This window comes from Flavilitoribacter nigricans DSM 23189 = NBRC 102662, assembly GCF_002646595.1.
In the GTDB taxonomy this organism is placed as follows: Bacteria; Bacteroidota; Bacteroidia; order Chitinophagales; family Saprospiraceae; genus Flavilitoribacter; species Flavilitoribacter nigricans.
Window position 1 is genome coordinate 96,015 of the sequence record NZ_PDUD01000043.1, and the last position, 17,253, is coordinate 113,267.

General features: G+C 44.8%; 9 protein-coding genes. 7 read left to right on the forward strand and 2 right to left on the reverse strand.

Annotated elements, in window-relative coordinates; translation table 11 throughout:
- Window positions 1-26 precede the first annotated feature (26 nt).
- Complete coding sequence (locus CRP01_RS33385) at window positions 27-1,076, reverse strand: hypothetical protein (protein ID WP_099154425.1); 1,050 nt, start codon at window positions 1,074-1,076, stop codon at window positions 27-29.
- The gene (locus tag CRP01_RS33390; RefSeq protein WP_099154426.1) at window positions 1,069-1,689 is read right to left on the reverse strand and encodes an RNA polymerase sigma factor; all 621 of its coding nucleotides are present in this window, start codon (window positions 1,687-1,689) and stop codon (window positions 1,069-1,071) included. The genes CRP01_RS33385 and CRP01_RS33390 overlap by 8 nt, the downstream gene beginning before the upstream one ends.
- A gap of 575 nt (window positions 1,690-2,264) precedes the next feature.
- Between CRP01_RS33390 and CRP01_RS33400 the strand changes: the two genes are divergently transcribed.
- The 7 genes from CRP01_RS33400 to CRP01_RS43385 form a co-directional block, all read left to right on the forward strand.
- Window positions 2,265-5,693, forward strand: a complete 3,429-nt coding sequence (locus tag CRP01_RS33400) for a CHAT domain-containing protein (RefSeq protein ID WP_143473651.1) — start codon at window positions 2,265-2,267, stop codon at window positions 5,691-5,693.
- A gap of 659 nt (window positions 5,694-6,352) precedes the next feature.
- On the forward strand, window positions 6,353-9,457 hold the full coding sequence (locus CRP01_RS33405) for a CHAT domain-containing protein (RefSeq protein WP_099154429.1): 3,105 nt from the start codon (window positions 6,353-6,355) through the stop codon (window positions 9,455-9,457).
- 500 nt (window positions 9,458-9,957) lie between these two features.
- Window positions 9,958-11,175, forward strand: a complete 1,218-nt coding sequence (locus CRP01_RS33415) for a hypothetical protein (protein ID WP_099154431.1) — start codon at window positions 9,958-9,960, stop codon at window positions 11,173-11,175.
- A 3-nt stretch (window positions 11,176-11,178) separates the two neighbouring features.
- Complete coding sequence (locus tag CRP01_RS33420) at window positions 11,179-11,841, forward strand: hypothetical protein (RefSeq protein WP_099154432.1); 663 nt, start codon at window positions 11,179-11,181, stop codon at window positions 11,839-11,841.
- Entirely contained in the window at window positions 11,838-13,568 is a 1,731-nt protein-coding gene (locus tag CRP01_RS33425; RefSeq protein ID WP_143473652.1) for a hypothetical protein, read from the forward strand. The genes CRP01_RS33420 and CRP01_RS33425 overlap by 4 nt, the downstream gene beginning before the upstream one ends.
- 12 nt (window positions 13,569-13,580) lie before the next feature.
- On the forward strand, window positions 13,581-14,384 hold the full coding sequence (locus CRP01_RS33430; protein WP_099154434.1) for a hypothetical protein: 804 nt from the start codon (window positions 13,581-13,583) through the stop codon (window positions 14,382-14,384).
- Window positions 14,385-14,644: 260 nt separating this feature from the next.
- Window positions 14,645-17,253 (forward strand): S8 family serine peptidase (locus tag CRP01_RS43385; RefSeq protein ID WP_099154435.1); only part of this gene is annotated, 2,609 nt, incomplete at its 3' end.

Here is a 17,253-nt window from a genome sequence, read left to right on the forward strand (position 1 = left end):
AACATGTTCTTGAATAACTTATGTCGCTATCCTTTCTTCTTTGCGGCCTCTAAAAATTGAGCAGCCGCTTTCCGGACATCGCGATCGCCACTGTTAGTAGCCAGCTCGTCTATCGGACCGAGATCGGATGTTACCCCCGTAGCTAATTCCGCTAGCGCCAGATACCAGCGCATTTTATCCATATCGTAGTAACCCTTTTCGATCAGCTCCCTGAAAAGCGGAATGGCCTGCGTGAAACTGTCCTGTTCAAAATAAATAAAGCCTAGGTACTGTTGGGCGTTGCGATATTCTCCTTGTTGTTCGGGAGGAATAGACTTGAAGATCTCAACCGCTCCCGGCAGATCACCATTATCCATTAAACGGCTTCCCTTACTGATAAGCGATTCATCGGGATCCGGATCACCGGAACTCCTGGATGTCCGGGTATTATTAATAGGTGAAACAATCTCTGCCTGGGCCAGGGCCAATTGCTGTAGGCGGTCTGTCGGGGTATTATCATTTTCGGCGACGGGACGATCCGGCTTTTTGGTAGACTTCGGCTCGGAGTCTACCGGTGGTGTAACCGACGGGGTGGACATCGGTTCTGTACTGGTCGGTTGCTCCGCTTCGTCAACCGGTTGAATACCGGGCACCTCGGTTTCCGTAGAACCATCCCTGGGATCTGACGGCAAAATTTCTCCATTGATATCGGAGGTTCCCGGATCCTCCGAAGGCAAAGGGGCGGACGGCATAAGTAAATAGAAAACTACCCCAATACCAGCCAGCACCAGTAAGACTGAAAGCCAGCGTCTGCTAGCGTTCGGTTTCGGTTCATCATCCTGCACCGATTCAGGGGGTGTATTGTTTTCGTTGGCCGGTTCGCGGAGATCTGGCTCGGATGCCCAGGCTTCCATTTTAGCATCGAGTTCATCATCGATCATCACCGCGGCTAATTCCCTTTCCAAACGTAGCAGGGCTAGCTGCTCGGCTACCTCATCCTCCGTATTGATTCGTTGCCGCAAAGCTTCTTTTTCTGCGGCCGGAAGCTTATCATCCAGGTAATCCTCCAGTTGATAGTATATGCTTTCTTTATCCATTCTTCAAAGATTTAAGCACTTCCAGCAAATGCGGCTCCTTCTGAATTTCTTTATGCAAGCGCTGCATACAGCTAAATCGTATCTTGCGTACAGGTGGTTTGTCCGGTAATCCAAGCTCATTTTTGATCTCTTCATCGCTGTATCCCTTATACTTTAACAGGATGACATCCAGGCATTGTTGCCCCAAAAAAGCAAGCATCTCTCTCAGTTTCTCTTTGCGCTCCTTGTCAAACAATTTGACATCCGGGGCGTCGGCAATATCCTTATCGTGTTCAATAGTGTCGCCGGAAAGGGTCGTGTTTTTGTAAAAGCTTTTCTTTTTAGTGTCCAGCCAACAACGAATACAAATGCCGGAGAAATAATTGTACAACGTACCCTGTCCACGATATTTGTCCCTGATCAGGTTCCTGTGAAAAAATCGGAACCCTTCCTGGAGAGCGTCCTCTGCATCCACCCGGTTCCCGCCCCGAGCGATAATTTTTTGAATGACCGAATTTCTTAGATTCGGGCGGTTAAAAAAATACTTGAAAGCACGGTCCCGTTGATCCCCCTTAGCTGCAATCATAGCTAGGAGTTGTTGGTCGGAATAAGTTTCGGTTTGTGGCTTAGTCATACTTAATATCACCATTAATAAAAGCGATCGAGAGCGCCGATAGATTATATGGCTCCTTACACAAATATAATGGAAAATAAAGATGACGGAAAGCGGTTTGAAATTTTCTCAAATTATTTCCCGTCACAGAAGATGGACCGCAAACGTCAGGATGCAATACCGGTCCTCCATCTCCCTAGTGAACCGAAACAGCTAAATGTCTGGAAATTTCTACTTTTTTCTGCCGGAGCTTGGTGGAAGTTAAATTTGTGGCTGTAACCGTCGGGAAATACCGAGTCGCGACGGATTATGGAGCTTCCGTCAATTATTCAGCTACTGTCAACAACCAACAGTTAACGCTACGGAATATTTCCGGACGGCGCTTATGATGGGATAGATCGCGTTTAATGACCCTTTGGGGCGATAATTATTTTATTAAAGCTCAGAATATATTCGCCGAGCTTTTTATATTTTTGATTTATGGACAATATTATATGATGCAAAGCAGATGCTGATTGCTAGCGTCATTCATATACTACGCTGAAATTGATCGGGCAGATCCAAACCAATTTTACGTCGGTAATAATATATCGCAAATGAAAGGTTATAAATCGTTGCTTCTCTTTTTCACTTACCTAATGATTAACGGGGTATTTGCACAACAAGCCCCTCCTGGTAACTCGGATAACCAATTAATCAATGACACTTTTGCACTAGCCGGGAAATTGACACAAGCGAGAATGCTTATTGACTCTAATAAGCTCGATGAAGCAAAAGAGCTATTATTAGCGGCAAACGGCTTAATAGAAAAAAATAGCCTGTCTCAGTCTATTTATCAGTACGATTATCTTCATGAATCCGGCCGGATCATCTATGAAGGTAAAGATTATCAGACATCGTTTTCAATTTTCGAACATGCTCTTCTCTTATTAACGGATACTTTACAGATTCCGGATTCTACAAGAATTGCCAATTCGCTTTACAATATTGGCAATACATTCATAGGGGAAAAGGATTTTAAAAATGCTGAGACTTACCACCGTCAAGCGTTGGATATTAGAGAGCGACTTCCCGATGTGGATAGCGTGCGTTTGTCCATGTCTTATAACAATATGGGATACATATACCAAAATCAAAGGAAACTGGAGAAAGCGCTGGAATCCCATCACAAAGCACTGGAAATCCGGAAAAAAGTTCTGCCGTATAACCATGTATTTATAAGCGACTCCTACAGAAATATCGGTCTTATTTACGAACATCAGCAGAAGTATCAGGATGCCATAAGTTGTTACCAAAAAATCATCCAGATCGAACGGGCCTCCGACCGAGGTAAGGATAAGCTTAATGATAGATTAGTACGCGCCCTTTCCGGTCTCGGATTCGCATTAGTTACCAGTGGCAACGCTGCAGAGGCAGAGGGCGTTCTAGACGAAGGGCTCAGGGAGCTTGAAAAATTTGCTGGAGCAAAAAATAGTAAAGAGGGTTATCGCATCATTTTTGATCTGGGTAATCTGCAACTTTCAAAAGGAGCATTTAAAAAAGCAAAAGAATTTTACTTAAAGGCAGGTGAAATTGCAAAGGAATTACTTGGTGAGGGAAGTTATGAATATGGTAGCACATTATTTCAGCTAGGTATTATTAGTCATGATGAGTTTAGAGTGCAGGAAGGACTGAACTACATTAATCAAGCCCTCCAAAGTTTTGAGGCTAGGTTTGGTAAAGAGAGCATATATTCTGCATATGCATATAATGAGTTAGGGAATCTGTACTATGTCAATAATGAACTGGAGAAATCTCAGACTGCTCACCAGAAATCGTTAGATATTAAAATAAAGTATTACGGCGATCAAAACCCGGCGGCGGCCAACAGTTACAATGGCTTGGCAAATGTATACTTAAAGCAAAAAAAGTTTGAAGAAGCAGTACTGTACAATAAAAAAGCATTAGCGTTGAGGATAAAATACCTTGGCCCCCATAATTATGAAACAATTATGGGCTATATGAATGTCTACAATAATTTTATTGCGATGGGGCAATTAGATAGTGCCGCTAACTATTTGCCGGATATTACAAAGCTACCGGGAGATCTAAATCAATTCACCAGAGCGATAGTTGTCCTGAATACAGGAAGTTTTTATGGGGCAAAAGAAGAACCAAAGTTGGCGAGATATTATCTCAATAAAAGTATGGAAATGCTCCGGGAGGTGTTTGGTGCTAAACATGGTTTGCTGGGTAAAGCGTTTCAAAATAGCGGATTGCTGCTGGAAAATACTGATTTGGATAGTGCACTGATCCGGTATGATGAAGCACTCGCTGCTTTCAATTATAACGAGTCAGATCTTGAAAATACGAATTCTCCAGATCAGGTATTAATCTCCCTGAACCGTCGGGCCGGTATTTTTTATCGACAGGAAAAACTTAGAGAAGCAAAGAACGATTTGATCCAGGCGAAAAAACTCGCACTTAGCATCCTGGCATTATCGCCCCCTGAATTTTTACACAGCGTCTTGAGTCATCATAAGTTAATCATTGAAAATTCTATCAATGTAAATGGGCTTACGGTTGATGAGCCTACCAATTGTAGGGACTGTTTTCAGGATAGTGAACGTGCAAAGTCATTGTTGTTGTATCAATCTATTCAAGAGTCAAATGCGCTCCGCTTTGCCGGTATACCGGATAGCTTGCTAATAGAAGAGAATGATCTGCGTCTTGACATCACTTACTACGAGAAGAAAAGACAGGAAAGTCTTAACAAAGGCTTATCGGAAGCGGATACTAGTGTTCTAGCAATTGGGTCGCAGCTATACGATTTAAGACAGAAATATGAATTGTTGAAGCAACGTTTCGAGAGAGATTTTCCAGATTACTTCCAACTTAAGTATAATTTTGCAATTGCAACAGTAGAAGACGTCCAAAAGGAACTTCTTGCATCAGACCAGGCACTACTGGAGTACTTTGTTGGAGATAGCTCGATTTTCATTTTTGTAATACGGGAGGATGGCTTTCAAATGGTAGAAGTTAAAAAAAATTTCCCCCTCACCGATTGGGTCAACCAGCTCACCCGAAATATCTCCGTTCCGGAGAACTTTGCGTACGAAAACTACCTCGAGCCGGCGTACCAGCTCTACGAAAAACTCATCGCTCCGGTGGCAGACCTGTTGCCGGAACGCGTGGTGATCATCCCTGATGGAGTGCTGGGCTATTTGCCCTTCGAGGCCCTTCTGACCAGTCCGGAAAACCTATTCAACCCAGCGGCCGCCCCCTACCTTATTAATAAACACGAAATTAGTTATAACTATTCTGCTACCTTGTTAAAGGAGATGCAGCAGAAGAAAATACGACAGTTGCCGACAAAAGATATCTTGGCGATGGCCCCTTTCTCCGATCAAGACACCATTCGGATAGCCAACCTCGATCAGGATAACTGGATCAATCAAAAGCGGGATGAACTGCTCTCGCCTCTGCCTTTTTCCGGCATAGAACTGGACAGTTTGAGCGAGATATTCCCGACGGATGCCTTTCACGGATCAGAAGCGACCGAGGAACGGTTCGCCGAACGAGCCGGCGAATACCGCATCCTGCATCTGGCTACGCATGGCCGTGCTGACGCGCGCTCGGGTGATTACTCCTATCTGGCCTTCACACCGATCCCCGATAGCCTGGAGAACGAACTGCTCTACGTGCGTGATCTTTACAACCTTCAACTCAATGCTGATCTCGTGGTCCTCTCCGCCTGTGAAACCGGGATCGGAGAATTGCAGAATGGTGAAGGGATCATCAGTTTGGCTCGGGCTTTCGCTTATGCCGGCACCAAAAGCATTGCAACGACGCTCTGGCGGATCAACGATAAAAGTACTCAGGAGGTCATGGTCAGCTTCTACCACTATCTCAAAGCTGGATTGCGTAAAGACTCGGCTCTCCGCAAAGCGAAATTGGACTTTTTACAGAAGTACGGGGGGAGTGCGGCTCATCCGGCGCTGTGGTCCGGTGTCATACTGATCGGGGACACCGCTGCTTTGTATTAATGTGATTATACTTTCGATATCATCTGGCAATGCATCATTCGTCTCTGTCGTAGGTTAAATGTAAGAACATTAAACCTACAGTATGATTATTGCTTTTCATTTTCACGGGATAATATTAATTACCGTATATGATTTAAATTATTAATTATCAATGATTTACATCGAATTTGTAATGTTCTGATTTCAAGGATCAGCGGGAAAATGGGCCTTTTTTTTACTTGTCGTTCTCCTTTTAGTACGCTTACTTTAAATTTCGTTGAAGCTTCTTACTATGGGTATTGAATTATCACTCCATGTTAAAACCCATGCAAATGCAACTGGAAATTCTAATTTTTCATTGCTTGCGAAGAGATAGTTGTTGAAAAATAACAATTTCAGGCATCTGCTTTTTTAATCCAGGAAGTTTTGATATCGACGGGGAGTTTGAATATACAGATGATCTGTTAATAGATCGCAATCATAGTGGCAGCTTTCACGGTCGGTATTCAATTGTAGCTAAGTATTAACAAATAAATCACTTGGAATCAGGGAAAGTATTGTTTAAATCAAGTTGTAATACATCTGGGAATAGGGTATAGAGGAAAACACTCATTAAATAACTTTTGCTCTGTTTTGCTCTTCACAGTTTCTCTTTGCTCACATCGCACAAATTTGGCCTAATGAAACGAATATCCTTTTTAATCTTAATCACCTTTATTTTATCCTTTCAATTTGTACCGAAAGGGATTAGCCAGGAGATTTTGGGTGATAACCCAAAAGATTCCTCAAATTATACGCTGGCCGATACGGTGTTGGCAACAACACTTTTCTTGGAAGGGATAGACTTATTTAAAGCGACAAAATATGTGCAAGCGCTCAATAAATTTGATTCTTCCCGGGTTGTTTTCACCCATACCTTGGGCACCGTTAATACAAATGTGCTGGAGTGCAATCGATATATCGGCTTCATCGCCAATGGAATAGGGAAATTGGATCAATCGATAAATGCCTGGAAAGCTGCCTTGGATAATGCCCTGATACTCTACAGCGAAAAAGAGGAAGAGCTGGCTATCTTCAATTTTAATTTAGGTGGTGCAACTGGACAGAAAGGGGATCTCGAAGAGTCTATTTATTACTATTCGGAAGCATTAAGGAGATTCAAAAAAGTTCATCCGGAAGAGGAAGATCCAAAGGTCGCGGCGACCTATCTCGGCTTAGGCACCAGCTTTTACAACAACAAAAACTATAAAGAATCTCTTTTTTATTTAAGAAAGGCGGTTAGCCTTCTGGAAAAAGCCGGCACTGATAAGCTGAATTTAGCTAAGGTATACGGCAACCTGGGGGCTATTCAACATATCTTAGGTTATTACCGGGAGAGTATTTCCTATCTGGAGTCAGCAAGGCAGATCTATATCGACTTAGGGTACGAAAACACCGTTGAAATAGCGAGAACCTATTTGAATATGGGGAACGCTTACTCGTTTTACGGTAATTATTTCAAAGCAAAAAACTTCCATGAGAAGGCTCTATTTATTCTAAAGAAGCTCAGAGGGGAAAAGCACCCCGAGGTCGCTGCATTATACCAAAGTCTGGCGGTCACCTATTATCAGATCCACAAACAAAGCAAAGCCATCAGCTATAATAATGAAGCGATAGCAATACTTACACCTTACAAAAATGAATTTCCTTTAGAAATAGCGAACTTGCTTCAGAATTTGGGTTTGTGCTATATACAGCAGGGAAAAGAAGAACAGGCTATAGAGAACTTCAAAAAGGCAGAGAAATATTATTTAGATTTTGGGACTATAGATAGCGTAGCGCTGGCTAAACTATACAGCAATTTAGGAACAGCCTACCAGAGTAACCGAGCATATGATCTGGCTATAGAATACTTTCAAAAAGCCCTATCGGTTATAGACAATATGTCTTTCATCGAGGGCGGATATTTTGCGTCTACTCAGGCTTCTTTGGGATTACTTTTTTATGAAACGGGGAATTTTCAAAAAGCAGAAGAGAGTTTTGAGCGTGCCCTGCTCACTTTTGGTTTATCCCACATTGATTCGTTAACCGAGATCAATGCCCTGCCGAAATTAGCTGAAACGTTGTTTACCACTGCTCAATTTTACAGACGGTGGTACGATCAATCTTCCAGCATCGACCATTTAAGAAAAGCCCGCCATTTTAATCAGTTGGTTTTCAAAGTTGTCCAGTTGAAGCTCAAGAACTCGTTAACCGAATCCAAAAAGATTTTGGCTGAAGCTGGTGCGAAAATGTCGGAAATGGCCTTGAATCTAGATCTTAAGCTGTATCAACAAACAGACTCCCTCCATTATTTAGAGGATGCTTTCGTGGTCGTGGAACGCTCCAGATCGTTATTGCTTTACCAGGCCCTCCAAGAGTCCCAGGCATTAAATTTTGCCGGCATCCCCGATAGTTTACTGCAAAGAGAATACGAGTTAAAAATAGATCTCACCTACTACGATAAGTTAAGACAGGGAAAACTGAACGAAGACGTTTCGGAAACTGATACGACCCTTTTAAACATCAGTTCCCGATTATTTGAACTAAACCAAACCTATGACCGCCTCAAACATCATTTTGAAAAATCTTATCCGGAATACTACCGGCTGAAATACGATCTGAATACCGCTTCGTTAGAGGAAGTGCAGAAAGGCCTGCTGCAACCGGATCAGGCATTACTGGAGTATTTTGTGGGAGACAGTACGGTTTTCATCTTCCTCGTACAACCAGAGCGCTACGAAGTGGTCAAGGTTGAAATGGACAGTGTATTTAAACAGCAGGTCCGGCAGCTGCAATGGAGTCTTCAAAAGCCTTTACCATATACGCTGGAATATTATAATGAAGCCGCCCGCTATCTGTATGAAAAACTCATAGCCCCGCTCGCCGATCGGTTACCCGAACGTCTGGTAATTGTGCCGGACGGCATTTTAAATTATGTTCCCTATGAGACTTTGTTGACTCATGAGCCAGAAAGCATATACCAGCCGGAGCGGTATCCTTATTTACTCAACCGCCACCAAATTAGCTATAATTATTCTGCTACATTGTTAAGGGAAATGGTGGAAAAATTGCATCAGCAAAAGCCCCAGAACAAAGTTCTGGGCTTCGCACCTTACTCCGATGTCGATACGGTGTTTACCAATGATCTGGACCAAAGTCAATGGTGGCTAGATGATACCCGGGCTGATACCTTGGTGAACCTTCCGCAAACTAAAATTGAATTGGATAGCTTAAAGATCCTTTTCCCCACGGATGGTTTCTACGGAAAAGCAGCTACCAAAGCAGAATTCTGGAAGCTGGCTGCTCAGTACCGGGTGATCCACTTAGCGACGCACGGCAAAGCCGATACCCGGTTGGGAGATTACTCTTATCTCGCCTTCGCCCCGTTTCCCGATAGCTTGGACAACGAACTACTCTACGTGCGGGATTTATATAATTTGAAACTGAACGCCGATCTAGTCGTGCTGTCCGCCTGTGAGACCGGTACGGGAGAACTGCAACGTGGAGAAGGTCTGGTCAGTCTGGCCCGGGCCTTCGCATACGCCGGAGCTAAAAGTATCACTACCACACTTTGGCAGGTCGATGATCGTAGCACCCAGGAATTGATGACTCACTATTATCGATACCTGAAGTCAGAGACTTCGAAAGATGAGGCCTTACGCCGGGCTAAAATTGACTTTTTGGCCTCCCGTAAGGACATTAAGGCCCACCCGAGCTTATGGGCGGGAATAATCGCCGTCGGTGATATGCATCCTCTAAAATGAAATTTTCCCTTCATTACAAAATCTTTAAAAAAATCTTCGATCGAGAAGGACATTTTGAAAACTGCTTTCACTGAGAGGGCAGATTCAAATGATTATTTACCCTAAAACCTTCTTGATCATGGAAAGGTATTTATTCTTCCCAATATTTTTCGCCGCTATTTTCTCTGACCGATCTCCAATGACTCAGCCGACCTTACCGGTTTCAATACCGGCTCTTTTTACTTACGCCAAGGCTGGCAAGCACTTTTGGGTGTTTATCCCTGCCTACCGAAAAAAAAAATTTTCACAAGTTTTTTTCTTTTTCCTCGGACATTTCGCGCACTGCTTTCACCATGTTAACAAAGCTATACTGAGCATCATCTGGTTTTGTACCGGTAGATCAGTCAAATCCCTGATAACCTTGGTAATTCATCCGGGTAATCAAATGATCTGGTGTATCCTGGTATGAATTTTACCTCATCATCCGGGTGAATGAATCCCCGAATAACACCATCAAAATCATGAGAAAAAAACGAAACAGACAGCCCTCCTTTTTGTCTACTGCCATACTGCAGATCCTTTTAGCGGCTATGGTGCCGGGCGGAGTGATAATAGCCATTATTAGTCTCATAAATACATCGCCACCGCCGCCCTGCGCAAGCTGGAGTAAGCAATACCCAAAAATTGCTGCGGAGGCACAAAAGGTTGACTATTACAACGGTGCTACCCCGCTCTCGCCGCTCAATTACAATTCAGAGTCGGTCAAAGTAGAGCTAGCGGAGGGAAAAGAACCGGAAGACTGGCCGGCTTATTTTAAGTTCGAAATGGAGTCTCGAATTCCCAATCTGATCAACAAATTAAGGTTGGATCTGCCGGCAACCGTTGACCGCGAATTGCTCAAAAGTACCTTAACGGGCAGGGCCTCCGCTCAGCCCCTCATTAATGGTAAAAACGGTTTATCCCGCTTGTTTATCCCCGACTTTGATCTGGAGTTTGACCGGGAGAACTGCAAGCTGATTATCCATTACCGGATGTATGCGCCAAAATCGCATATTATCTGTTCAGACGCCTTGCAGGTTGCGCTGCAACCTGGGCTTTCTTCCTGCTCCGACATCAGCAAATTTATCAGCAACCCGATCAATCAACAGTATTCTCCGGTGCTCACGAAGTCATGTTTGGGTAGGCAACATTGCGATGACTTTCAAGATTTATCTCCGGAAGATGTAAACTTTCTAAGGATTACCAAACGATACAATTACTGGGCCGGTCGTTGTGCCGATAATAACACCTATTTCGATCCCGGAGCCTACGCGATCACGGAGCTGAATCGGGCCGACCTGGAACTGTTTTCTGAAGTGATTGCCAATTATGTTCGCCTACATCCGCAAGATCGATACCTGATCACCTGTATGGGGTTTGCAGATCCTGCAAAGGTAAGTAGTATTGCTTATCATGGCCTTGGGCGTTATCACGATCAGAATAAGCCTTTACGCCTAGACCATAAGGAGGGAGCCCAGATCCCGAAAGCCATCCCAGACAACTATTTGCTCTCCTGGGCACGTTCACACGAGGGAGCTACCGCTTGCAACTCTATTCTCAACGAACTACTACCACCGGAACTGCGGGATCGCATCACCATTCAGTACCAGGGGATGGGCGTCAAACCGATCGGTAGCACTAACGATGGTGGTGCTCAACAAAGAAGAGTCGAATTTTTATTTACCAATATAAACAGCTAAACAATGAAAAACGAACAAATTTCACCGATGGAAATTCCCTCGGCTGGCCAACCAGAAACTGAATACAGCTACGAACGTCAATATTTGGAAATCGGTCGACTATACGGACTGGGTGGTATGGAAACCAAAAAAGTGGGTGCGGTCCATGAATTGGAGCAGCGCAGCCGGCGATGCAACAATGAATACACGAGTAGTATGAAGATCATCAAGGAGGAGGTCGATAATCTGGCGGGTGCTTTCAGAAAGGTAAACCAGGACGGCATCGAACAGCTGCAAAACCTGCAACAATACGCCAATACTGCCTTACAACAGTTCGTGACCGCTACCGAAATCTTAACTAAAATGAACCTCAACGAACAGGATCGGACCCGCGCCCTGGATGAAGTCAGACGGGCCAGTCTGGAGATGGTTAATAGTATTCAGGATGCCATTACCGACAGCCTGAAAATGATCAATCAATTCAATGATCGGCTCCGGGGAATGGACATTATCGGTCAGGCAAATAGCCGATCTGAAGCCTTTCTAAACCTGAAGCTACAGGCTGAACATGACCTTTTTGCTCTGGAAAAAGGCTACCTGGAAGGGGACAGTATCCGGCAAAGTCTCAGCGGATCTCCTCAACCTGCACTGCCACTGATTTCTTTACCGCAAACTATTTCCTCATGAAAATACTTAATTCGCTTTTTTCCAGGAAAAAAGCAACAGCAGATCCGATAATACACACCTTGGAAGATTCTCAGGTACTTTTACCGGGTGACGGAGATGATTCGCTGTATGAGCATGACATCCTCAAAAAGTACTTTGGCCCGGTGGACGATATCATCGGGGCCATTCACCGGGAGGTGTACGGAAACGCAGAAGATGCACCGGCGTACCAAAAGGGCTTTAAGGACGGCTATCAGCTTATAGACGACATACAGTCTGCTACCCGGGCGATTGAATCACAGTTTGAGTATTACGTTACCATTCTGAATGAACGCCTGGAAAACATCCGCAAGTTTGAAATGGTGCAGGCTAAAATGCACATTGAGAAATTGCAAAGAGAACTGGACCGCTTGATCAATGACCTCGATCCGGGACGGGCGGATAGTGTGATAGCACTCGCCCGCGCCAAGATCAGGCAGGTAGAAGCGGATATTAGATCGCTGGTTAAGCGCCTGGATACGGGGCAGTTTATGGATGATCACCAACGAGCCTGGACGGATTACCTGGACAAAGAGTTTCACCTGATCGAGACATCGTTCCAGGAAGGTATGCAGTTGCAGGCAAATTTAAAGCTGGAGATGGAGGGAATGCGGCGGGTATTGGCGGATCATCTCCGTGCACCGGATACGCGACTAACCGTAGAGAAGATCAAAGAACTCAAAGCGGTACTTCAACAGTTTCCCGTAATCGAATCCGCCTTTAACCAGGATCCAGATGAAAACAGAAGCACCTTCTGGTGGTCAAGGCTGTCAAATGCTGATAACTTGAGTTATTACGAGGGATACGCTGAGCTCCTACAGGAAATCAGTGATAAACTTGAGAAAATTCGCACGAAAATACTGGATAGCCAGCCGTTCATCGATAGTCCCTGGCATACGCGTCTGTACTTCTTCTTAGCCTTTTTTATCTTTTTTGGAGAGTTCTATCTGGTGTACAACTTTTTGGCGGATTTGCTGAACTTCAATATTGGCCGGGGCATCGGTTTGTCATCCGATCAGGTCTTTGCTATACTGTTTTCCATGGCCTACCCATTAGGTGTCGGCATGCTTTTCAAAGCGGCTATCGCTTACGCTAAGAACAAAACTACTTTCAAACGCCGGCTCTTTTCGTCCGTTGGGCTGGTACTGATCGCCTTTTCGATCCTTATGATCAGTATACCCAATGGTATCAATGTGTTAAGCAAAAGCCTCCAGGGCGACGCGCGTGAGACCCTGCAAAATTTGTTCGGCGGCCCGGAGATCATCGCAGTCCAGGCTATCGCCATGATCGGGTTCCTGGCTACTTTAACCTTATTGTTTGCACTGGTGGGAGCCAACTTGCTGCAGGAGGCGATCTATATGAGTAAACAGCGGTATCATCTGACCGGTAAATTGATGAAAAGCCTAAAGAAGAATGGCTTCTACCAATACCTGGAGGGGCAACTTCAACAGGAAAAAGCCAAGATCGAGGCGCTAAAGCAGGAGAAAAGCCGCCTGGAGCAGGAACTCTCCAAACAGGAAGGACGGTACCGCTTCCACGAAGCGCCAATGGGGCTGATCAACACTAAGGCCAGCATCAAGGAAACGGTAGTACATCGCTACCGGCACGGGTTTGAAGTAGGCCGCTCGCAACGATTGATGAAAATCAAGGAAGATCAGTATTTGATCTACCGGATGAAGACCACTAACCATAATCAAAAATTTAACTAATACTGAAATATCATGAAGAGTTATATTTTATTCATAGTTGTTGTACTGGCCTTTGGCCTTTCTTCAGGCTGCGAGAATGAATGCGGGGCAAAATCAGTCGGGGCAGACCGGGTCGCCATTATCTTTAGTGAAACGCCACAACAACTGCCGGTTTTTCTAAGCACATACGGAACGACTATTCAGCCCTTACTTCATAATTTTATTGAAGAGGGTACCTTTTTTTCCGAACGCCTCCAAATCCCCCGGCTTCATTTTTTCTCACTTAGCGATAATACGGAAGGTGCGGAAAGACTCGCAACTGCATCCTTAAGCCAGGAAGAAGCGAAAGCCTGTTGCTATTCCGACGAAAATATAGAGACGATACTTTCCGATTTTAAGGATGCTGTTAAAAATAAATACCAAACCTACAATGAGGGAATTCGGGTGCTGCCATCCCTCAAGCGATTGGAAGAGGTAGCCAGGGGATTGCCAGATTCAAGTCTGATTGAAGTACACTACTTTTCGGATATGCTGGAAACCATTGCCGACAACGGTAACTGCGGCACTTATTGCTTCTTACAAAAGGGAAGCAGACTGATCAATAATCATGATCTGTCAAGAGCGGAAAGTGATCTAAACGGTGGGTGCCTGGAGGACAGGTATATCACCCCCGCGAAAAACGCGTTGGAAAAGTATACAGTGAAAGTAGTTATTCATCCACTTAATGGCGGCAATAATGTACAAGTGGGCTATAACGGCGAAAGCTACCAATTGATCAGGGATTTTTGGAGAAATTATTTCGCAGCAGCCGGGATCCTCGATATAACTTTTCAATAATGGGCATTCACCTCCATTACAAAAAGAAAAAACACAAAGGCATACATTGATTATTTGCATGATTAATAAATAGTTAGGTGTGCTTTTCTGATTCAATGCCTGCTGTTTTAGCGAGATAATCACTCTTTTTTTGGTTTGCTTTCCGCTACCGCTATCCCTTATTTTCATCGGAAATATTATTTGTAGTAATTCTTTATCAGTCCATTGCCCCCGATGCTGCGGAGCTACTACCCGAATCCACTAAAATCTAGTTATTTACCGTGAAAAATCTCAAGAAACTATTGCGTAGCACCGGGCTGCTCCTGCTGCTTGTGTGTTATTCCGGCCTGCTTCCCGGGCAGCGTTATTTTAGCTACATCCCGGAGGGTAAAGCTTATTATGAGTTATCTACCGAAAAGATATTATTGCGTTTCGCGCCTAATTTTACCGATGGGGCCCGGACTCTGTTGTTTCGTCAGCACAAAATGTTGAAACCCTATCAGGCAGACCTCGTACTGGATACTCCCAAAGTCTATTTCGCCGAACTACAGGCAAAAACATCTTTTGCCCAGGTAGAAAAACTTATCCGGACATTGAGATCTACTCCCGGGATTGCCCTGGCCAGCCCCTTCTTACGGTATCAGGGACAAACGGAGATCAGTTTTACAGAGTCATTCCAGATTGGCCTAAAAAATAGCGCTGACCTATCCTTACTGCGCAAATACGCAGAACGATATCATCTGGAGATCGTGGCGCAGGATAAGTATACGCCTACTATCTATCACCTGAAGGTGACGGATCAAACTCCTTTGAATACCCTTGATCTGACGAACCAATTATCTGAAAGCAAGGATTTTACCTTCGTGGAGCCTGATTTTTTGATGCTGAACCTTCAGCGCTCGAATGATCCACTCTTTGAAGCGCAATGGGCTTTATCCAACACCGGGCAATTTGAAGGAAGTATCTCCGGCGAAGACATTGATGTGGAAAGAGCCTGGCAGATCACGAGGGGTAGTAAGAATATTAATATCGCAATTATAGACGACGGGGTTCAGTCTGATCATCCTGATCTGCAATCGAATTTTCTCCACGGCACGGATATCACAGGACAGGCCCCGGGAACCGGCGGTTATCCAGGGCAATTTGATGGACACGGTACGGCTTGTGCCGGTTTGGCCGCAGCTACTGCTAATAATGGTACTGGCATCGCCGGCATCGCCAATGGATGTACAATTACCAGCGTTCGAATTTCCTACAAAACAGCAGCTGGTAATTCCGTTTATCAGAACAGCTGGTCTGCCGAAGGTATTAATTCTGCCTGGAGTGAAGGGCAGGCTGATGTTTTGAGCAATTCCTGGGGTGGAGGCCCCCCTTCCAGTTTAGTGAATTCAGCCATTAGAAATGCCTTACAACAAGGACGTAATGGCAAAGGGTCACCCGTGCTTTTTGCTGCTGGGAACGAAGGGAATAATTACGTTTCTTATCCGGCTGCTAATCCCGATTGTATTGCAGTAGGGGCAAGTACTTTTTGTGCACGAAGGAAATCATATAATTCTTGTGATGGGGAAGATTGGTGGAGTAGTAATGTTGGAAATGATTTGGATATAGTCGCTCCTGGGGTGGCAGCGATCACTACAGACCGGACTGGCCAGTACGGTTATACCAATAGTGATTACTATTACTTTGGAGGCACCTCAGCAGCTTGCCCAATCGCAGCCGGCGTCATGGCGCTTGTTCTATCTGTTAATCCTGATCTGACCGCTCAGGATGCACGCTATATCCTGGAAGCTAGTTGTGAAAAGATTGGTAACTATAATTATAGTAATATTAGTGGCCACCCAGTTAGCGCCTGGAATGTGGAAATGGGCTACGGCCGGGTCAACGCCTACAGAGCTATACAGATGGCGGCTGGGGTTGAGGAGGGGATGGGTGAGCTTACCCTGATCGATCCCGTAGAGATCACTCCGGACCCTATCGCCTGCGGAGAAGAGTTCTCCGTATATTTTAATGTGTACAATAGTGGCACCAGTACTTTCAGTGGAGCAATCGGGGCCCTGTTGCTCGATGAAGATCGTAAAGTACTCAATCTCATCGGTGAGTTTTCGGAGGATGGCCTCGAGCCTGATTATTATTATGTCAACGGCCTTGAATTCACTAATCCAGACCTTTTGCTGGATGAGGGGGAATACTATGTAGCACCGGTGTTTGCGACTCCGGGATCTGAGAGCATCTTCCCCGTCAGTCCCGGGGAGTACGAGAATCTCATCCCGGTTTCGGTCGTATGCCCAACTGATCTTCCTAAACTGGTCCTGGCCTCACCGATTCAGATTAACCCGAATCCCGCCGTATCCGGCCAAACCATCGAGGTCGTGTACACGGTAAGGAATACAGGAAGTACGACCTGGAAGGGAGATTTGTCAGCCGACTGGTTGAATCAGGATGAGCAATTTCTCAAAACAGTAGAGGAGAAGTATGACATCAGCATCTGTGCCGGTTGTGAAAGAACATTTACTTTTTCTAATTCTGTTGCCCTTGAACCGGGATATTATTATCTGGCTGCTTACTTTTATTCGCCTGAGAATAACGAGGAGGATTTTTGGTACTACATAGAGAACGGATACTACGAAAATCCTGTACCACTGGATATCATAAAAGAAGAAGAGGAGGAATTATCTTTGAATAAGTCTGTGCTAAACTTCAGTGAAAACGGTGGCAACCAAAGCTTTAGTATTACCAGCAATCTGAATTGGTCGGCTTCGGATGACCGCAGTTGGATCAAGCTAAGCGCCACGTCGGGCTCGGGCAATAAGACCATCACGGTCACCTGCGACCCTAACCCGGAAACACAGACTCGCTCGGGTAAAGTGACCGTCACCGGGGGAGCTATCGT